At 58.9% G+C, this 6,986-nt stretch carries 5 protein-coding genes and 1 pseudogene; all 6 read left to right on the forward strand.

Annotation, left to right across the window (positions count from 1 at the left end; genetic code table 11):
- Positions 1-187 (forward strand): annotated as a pseudogene (locus tag V6C16_RS05995) (colanic acid biosynthesis glycosyltransferase WcaL); the annotation flags it as partial.
- Positions 175-2,118, forward strand: a complete 1,944-nt coding sequence (gene asnB, locus V6C16_RS06000; RefSeq protein WP_333542889.1) for an asparagine synthase (glutamine-hydrolyzing) — start codon at positions 175-177, stop codon at positions 2,116-2,118. The pseudogene V6C16_RS05995 and the gene asnB, both read left to right, overlap by 13 nt.
- Before the next feature lie 707 nt (positions 2,119-2,825).
- Positions 2,826-3,686, forward strand: coding sequence for a zinc metalloprotease HtpX (locus V6C16_RS06005; protein ID WP_333535808.1), 861 nt, complete (start codon positions 2,826-2,828; stop codon positions 3,684-3,686).
- A gap of 185 nt (positions 3,687-3,871) precedes the next feature.
- On the forward strand, positions 3,872-4,264 hold the full coding sequence (locus V6C16_RS06010) for a DVU_2496 family lipoprotein (protein ID WP_333535807.1): 393 nt from the start codon (positions 3,872-3,874) through the stop codon (positions 4,262-4,264).
- 882 nt (positions 4,265-5,146) lie between these two features.
- The gene (locus tag V6C16_RS06015; protein WP_333535805.1) at positions 5,147-5,575 is read left to right on the forward strand and encodes a TOBE domain-containing protein; all 429 of its coding nucleotides are present in this window, start codon (positions 5,147-5,149) and stop codon (positions 5,573-5,575) included.
- Positions 5,576-6,207: 632 nt separating this feature from the next.
- Positions 6,208-6,986: iron-containing alcohol dehydrogenase (locus V6C16_RS06020; RefSeq protein WP_333542890.1), on the forward strand; the 779-nt coding region annotated here is incomplete at its 3' end.

A 6,986-nucleotide genomic window follows, 5' to 3' on the forward strand; every position in this document is an offset into this window, starting at 1 on the left:
GGGAGATGCCGAAGCCCTGGCCGAAGCCATTGCCCTGCTTGCCGGAGATGCTGCCCTGGCCGCGCGTCTGGCCCGCAACGGCAGGTTGCTGGCGGCCCACATGTTTGATCCTGAAGCCAACAACGACCGTTTGGCCCGTATTTTTACCAATAATTACAAGTGCTGGAAAGAATCATGTGCGGAATAGCCGGTATCTGCCGATTGGACGCCTCGCCCCTTGACTCCCAGGCCCTTCAGTGGGTCAAGGCCATGACCGACCGCCTCGCCCATCGGGGACCGGACGGCGAAGGACAATGGCTGAACGGCCCGGTCTGTCTTGGCCACCGGCGGCTTTCCATCATTGACCTCGGCACGGGCGGCCAGCCCATGCACAGCGTGGATGGGCGCTATACCATTGTCTTTAATGGCGAGATATACAACTTTGCGGAGCTGAAAGAAGAACTTTCCAAGGCCGGAGCGCGTTTTCAGACCAGTTCGGACACTGAGGTCATTCTTGAGGGGTACCGCCAGTGGGGTGTGGGCTGCCTTGCCCGCTTTAACGGCATGTTTGCCTTTGCCCTGTGGGATGCCGTGGAGCAGCGCCTTTTCTGCGCGCGCGATCCCTTCGGTAAAAAGCCGTTTTTTTATACGGTGCAGCAGGGCAGACTGCATTTCGCCTCGGAGCTGACGGCCCTTGAGCAACTGCGCGGCCAGGGTGCGGGCCTGAGCCTGAGCCTGCGGCCCGAAGCCGTCATGCGCTATCTGGCCTATGAATACGTGCCGACCCCGCAGACGGTGTATGGCGAAGTGGAAAGCCTGCCCCCTGCGCACTGGCTTATGCTTGAAGGCGGAAGCCTACGTACGGGCCGCTACTGGGACATGCCCGTGCCGGACGAAAACGACCGGCGCGGCACGGACGAGCTTTGTGAGGAGTTGCGGATTCTGCTGGCCCGGGCCGTGCGACGCCGCATGATCAGCGATGTGCCGCTGGGTGTTTTTCTTTCGGGCGGTATTGATTCGTCCATTGTGGCAGGATTGATGGCCCGCCAGTCGTCCACGCCGGTGAAAACTTTTTCCATAGGTTTCACCGAAGCCAGTTACGATGAATCGCGCTATGCCCGGATTGTTGCCGGTGCTTTCGGCACAGACCATAACGAGCGCGTGCTTTCAGCGGAAGAATGCGCCGACAGTCTGCCCGGCATTATCAGCAGGATGGACGTGCCCATGGCGGATGCCTCGGTAGCGCCCACCTGGCTGCTTTCGGGGGTGACCCGCGAAAAGGTCACCGTGGCGCTGGGGGGAGACGGCGCGGACGAACTGTGGGCCGGGTATGAGCACTACATCGGCTTCAAGGTGGCCGAGTGGTATAATGCCCTGCCTGCCGTGCTGCGGCGCAAGGTTGTGGAGCCTCTGGCCCGCCGCCTGCCGTCGTCCGCCGGGTATATCAATCCGCGTCTGGCGGTGGCCACTTTTCTGCGCGCCGCGCAGGCTCCGGCATGGCAGCGCGTGCAGACCATGCTGACGGCTTTTACGCCCGACATGCAGGCAGAGATTTTGGACGCCCCGTTCAAGGCGCAGGCTCCCGGTTTTCTTGCGCCGGAACGTCTGTTTGCTCCCACCCGGGAGCAGTATGAGCACTGGCGGCCCTATTCTGCGGCTGCGCCTCTGGCGCGGGCTTTTTACGTGTATGTGCGCCAGTTCATGTTGGATGATATTCTGGTCAAGGTGGACCGTTGCTCCATGCTGCACAGCCTTGAGGTGCGGGCGCCGTTTCTGGACAAGGACGTGGCCGAGTTTGCCGCGCGCCTGCCCGTGGGCCGCAAACTGCACGGCTTCAAGCGCAAATGGCTGCTCAAGCGGGCTTTTGCAGATATGTTGCCCAAAGAGATTTTGTACCGCAACAAGCGGGGTTTTCAGATTCCCGTGGCGGAATGGCTGCGCGGGCGCATGCGTCCGCTTGTGGAAGACCTGCTCAGTGCGGACAGCCTCAAGGCGCAAGGTATTTTTGATCCTGTGGCAGTCCGCGCCCTGGTGGACGAGCATGTTTCGGGCAGGGCAGACCTGCGCAAGCCCCTGTGGACACTGCTGGTCTTCCAGCTCTGGTGGCAGGCGCGCAACGGCAGCGGAGCGGCCTTCTAGACAGTGTCGTCACGAGCGCCTTTCCCGGTATCTCTGCGTCGAACTTCGCCTTTTATTCCGGTCGGGTACCATAAGAGTACACTCCCTGCATAAAAAGCTCGTTCTCCTTGATATACCAAGGAAATTCATCTCGTGACGACACTGCCTGGAGCAATTTAACTTTTAAATTGCTGGACGGCTGCGTGAGCAGACGTTCGCTACGGAGGCGTAAGCGCAGTTTATCTGCGCGGTTAAACGCCGAAGTGAGCGTGCCTTAAACTTTGATAATGTACATTCTCAAAGTTTTCATTCAGCCCCAAAATACGATTTTCGGCTGAATCCACGCCACATCGCGGCGCGCTATTTATACTTTTTCAAAGTTAAAATGCTCAAGAACAGGTGCCTTGTGACTTTCCTTGGCGACTCCAGCCGCAACAGCAAGGCGCTCCATATCTGGAAAGCGCTCCATTATCCGGGGCTGTTGGCGCTTGAGGCGCTCCGGTTGTCTTTATTGGGAGCCATCCGCGCGGCGAGGCCGCGCCGCAACACGCATCCGCTCCTGGCAAACGTTTTTTACGCCTGCAGCGGCCTTTTCCGGGGAGGCCCTTCTTGCCAGTCATGCCCCGATGCTTATATGCTTTAATGGCGTGGCAGCGCGGGGCATGAGGTTTTTTGTGCCAGTGCAGAGTCAACGCATCCATATAATTTTCGCAAGGCGAGGAGTTTGCATGACCAGCCAGATCAAGACCGTTCTTCTTCTGGGTTTGCTTTCGGGCATCATCATTGTGCTCGGCGGCCTGCTGGGCGGGCGCACGGGCATCATCATCGCTTTCGGCATGGCCCTGCTCATGAACGTGGGCAGCTACTGGTACTCGGACAAGATCGTGCTATCCATGTACCGTGCGCGCGAGCTTGCACCGGAAGAAGCCCCATACCTGCATAAGATTGTTGAAGAACTGGCGTACAATGCGGGTATTCCCAAGCCCCGCGTGTGCGTGGTTCCCGAGGAGGCCCCCAATGCCTTTGCCACGGGGCGCAACCCTGAAAATGCCGTGGTTGCCGTAACAGAAGGGCTTATGCGCCTGCTGCCGCCCGAAGAGCTGCGCGGCGTGGTGGCGCATGAAATCGGCCATATCGTCAACCGCGACATACTCATTCAGACCATTGCCGGGGTGATGGCTTCCGCCATTGTGACCATGGCGAACATCTTTCAGTTTACAGCCATTTTCGGCGGCAACCGGGACAGCGAGGGCAACGGGGTCAATCCCATAGCCGCACTGGTCATGGCCTTGCTGGCCCCTATGGCCGCCGGACTTGTGCAGATGGCCATTTCGCGTTCGCGCGAATATCTGGCCGACGACACGGGAGCGGAGCTTTGCGGGCAGCCTCTGGCTCTGGCAGGCGCTCTTGCCAAGCTGGGCGCGGCCAGTGGGCGCATACCCATGCGCGAAGGCAACCCCAGTACCGAGCAGATGTTCATTGTGTCCCCCATGTTTGCCCACGGCAGCATGGCTAATCTTTTCAGCACGCACCCGCCCCTGGAAGAACGCATCCGCAGGCTTCAGGCCATGGCCGCTTCCCGACGCTGACTGTCCTTTTAGAGCATTTCACTTTGAAACTGCTCTGGCGGCTGCGTGAGTAAGCGCAATGTATTTGCGCTGTGAAGCGCCGAAACGGGCGTGCCGTAAACTTTGAGAATGTCCATCCTCAAAGTTGATCTGCCCTAAAGGCGGCATATAACCGGGCGTGAGCGCCCGTTACACTGAGGTAGACAATGCAAGCACGCCTTTTGCTGGTTACACTGCTGGCCCTGCCCTTGCTGGCCTGCGTCAAGGCCGGGCCAGCGCCCGAGCCGGAGCAGGAGTTTCCGGCGGAGCCTTGCCCCTTTGTCTATGTTTTTGCCCCCGGCAATTACATTGTAGACATTGCAAGCGGCGCGCAGGTGGTACTTGACCCCGGCGTGCAGGAATTTGAGCTGTTCTGCTCGCCCGGCGCCGCGCGCAGCGCCATCAATCAGGGCATGGAAAAAGGCGCGCTGCCCGAAGGCGACTGGCGCATCTACCGTCTGGACGGAACGCTGGAGGACCTGGCCCAGAAAAGCCCGCACCGGCGCTATACGCTCAAGCGTATGGCCCAGGTGGTGGACTGGGTTACGGAAAATATTTAGGGCGGATATGGCGCATGCGCTTTTGCATGAGCGCTGTCCGGCGTTGGCCGGCAGCTTTTTCGGTGCAGCGTGAGCAACAAGTTTTGGCGGCTTTTTGAAGATGACAGTGCGGTTTGCTTGCTGCAGCGTTGGGCGGCGCAAGGCCCGTGCGTTGCGGGCTTGGCCGCAACGCCTGCGGTCACCGGTTCAACCTGCGTTTCAGGCTGCGTTTTAAACAGCATTCCAAACTGCATTTCAACTTGCGCTCCGGACTGCGCTCCTGCGTGGCGGCGCTTGCGCGAGTCTGCGCGGGGCACGTTCAAGATAACATTGCGCGCATGCCGTCTGGCGTGAACAGATGGCTTTCATGAGGCAAGGCCGGTCCTGTGGACCGGCCTTTTCGTATGCTTGCGCACTGTCAGGCATGGCAGCTTTGCGGCCATACATGCCGGTGTGATGCTGCCGCTCAAGAAGTGCGCGTAGTGCAGCCAGGGAGCCAGGCCTGAAAGTGGCCGGCTGCCCAACGTCGTAGGCAAGTAAATCATGACACCGCTTTTGGCGTGTGCCTGAAATCATCACAGCGCAGCGGGCTGACAACGTGTGTTTCTGTGTATTGTCCAGCTTCGCGGGCGGTCTGGCTGACGGCAACGCGCGGCGCGCAGGGAGATCACCGGGCGAAGCGGGGAAGCCTGCGCAGACGACGCGTCGTTGTTCCGCAAATCACTTCAGGAATGATTCCTGTGCGTGTATATCCAACTGATCGGCATCGCAGTCTTTATTGCTGTTTATGCTGTCCAGCGTGTCAGGGTGGCGCTGCGCGGCGTCCTGCACTATGCTGGCATATGGATAAAACCCGCTTTTGCCCGTCATGGGTGAAAGAGTACCCCATACGAGGATGATACTATGGAAACAAGCGCAAGAAATGTCTTTAAAGGCAAAGTGGTGGCGGTGCGTTCCGGCGCAGTCAACGATGAGGTGGAGCTGTCCGTCGATGGTGGGCTGAATATCGTGGCCTCCATAACCAAGGTGAGCACCGGCAAGCTTGGGCTCAAGCCCGGTGTGGAAGCTATGGCCCTGATCAAGGCGAGCTTTGTGCTGCTGATGAATGATGCCGAAAAGTATCTTCTTTCCACGCGCAACCAGTTCCCCGGCACAGTGAGCAAGGTTACGCCCGGCGCGGTCAACGCCGAAGTGCTGGTAGATATGCCCGGCGGCGTGGGCATCACGTCCATTGTCACCATGGGCAGCGTGGAAAAGCTGGGTCTGGCCGTGGGCAAAAAAGTGACGGCCATTGTCAAGGCTTCGCAGGTTATTCTGGCAGTACCCCGATAGCGATTTTGCTGCGCTGAGCGGCTGTGGGTCCGTGTTCCTGCGGACGCGCGTGCAGTCAGTGCGGGAAGGCCCGGAGCCCGGAAGGCTCCGGGCCTTGTTCTTTCAAGGTTGGCGGCACGTTGCCGCGGCGGTGAGGCTAAAGGGGCGGCTTTTGGCGGGGCGGCTTTGCCCTTTGGCACATGGCGGGAAGTCCGGCGGCCAACCCCTGCCGGCTGCGCTTGGTTTCGGGAGCAAAAGGGCGGGCAAGCCTGGCGGACATAGGCGAGCCGTGTGTAAAGCACGATGCCCCACCCGATGGCTCTGGACGCTACGTGAGCTGGTTTGGAGCGGCCGGAAACTGTGTTCTTTAAATGCTGGCGTGGAGACTTGGCGTGGATTTTGCCGCGTGGGGCGTGCGAAAAAACAGGCGGAATAAAAAAAGATGATATGAGGCAGGGGGTTGGCGAAAAAAAGTTCGCCAGAAATAATAAAAAACGCACAATCCTTTTATTTACGGTATTGTGATTTTTTTATCAATAAGATTATTTGTGCAAAAATTATGTGAAAAATTGCGCAGCTCCTTGACCTAAACTTATATTCGTTCTAGTTTAATGCAGCGCAATAAAAGCCCAGCGTGATCGCGGGAGGTTGCCATGTGGGATGACTGCTGCGATTACAATATGGTTCGTGAAGTACGGGTAAAAAGCATTGCTTACCTCGGTGCGGGAGCCATAGACAAGATAGACCCCATCCTGGGCAAGTTGAAAAGCGAGGGAATAACAGCAGTCCTTTGTGTTTGCGGCGGTCATGCCTACCGCGCTTCGGGCGCGTGGGACAAAGTAGAAGCCGCCGCCCTCAGACATGGCATTGTGCCTGCCCTGTACAACAGGGTTACGCCCAACCCCACCACAGATACTGTGGACGATGCAGCAGCCCTTGGGCGGGCCATCAATGCCGGAGCAGTGCTCGCCATCGGCGGGGGCAGTCCTCTGGACTGCGGCAAGAGCGCGGCCATACTGCTGGCTAACCCCGGTAAAAGCGCTGAAGATCTTTTTTGTTTTCGCTTCACGCCCCAAAAGGCCCTTCCTCTGGTTGCCGTCAATCTCACCCACGGCACGGGCAGTGAAGTAAACCGTTTTGCCGTGGTCACCGTATCAGGGCGCAGTCACAGATCCATTGTGGGATACGACTGCATGTACCCCCGTTACGCCATTGACGATCCGGCCCTTATGACCGGGCTTTCGGCAGAGCAGAGCCGTTATGTGTCCATAAATGCGTTCTGCAGGGTTGTGGAAGCAGCCACAGCCACGGCAGCCAACCCACTGGCGGTTACGCTGGCCCGCGAAACCGTGGGCCTGGTCCATCGCTGGCTGCCTGTGGCGCTGACAGAGCCGGAAAACCTCAAGGCCCGTTACGGGCTGTGCCTGGCGGC

Source organism: Desulfovibrio sp. 1188_IL3213 (assembly GCF_036763145.1).
Taxonomy (GTDB): Bacteria; Desulfobacterota; Desulfovibrionia; order Desulfovibrionales; family Desulfovibrionaceae; genus Desulfovibrio.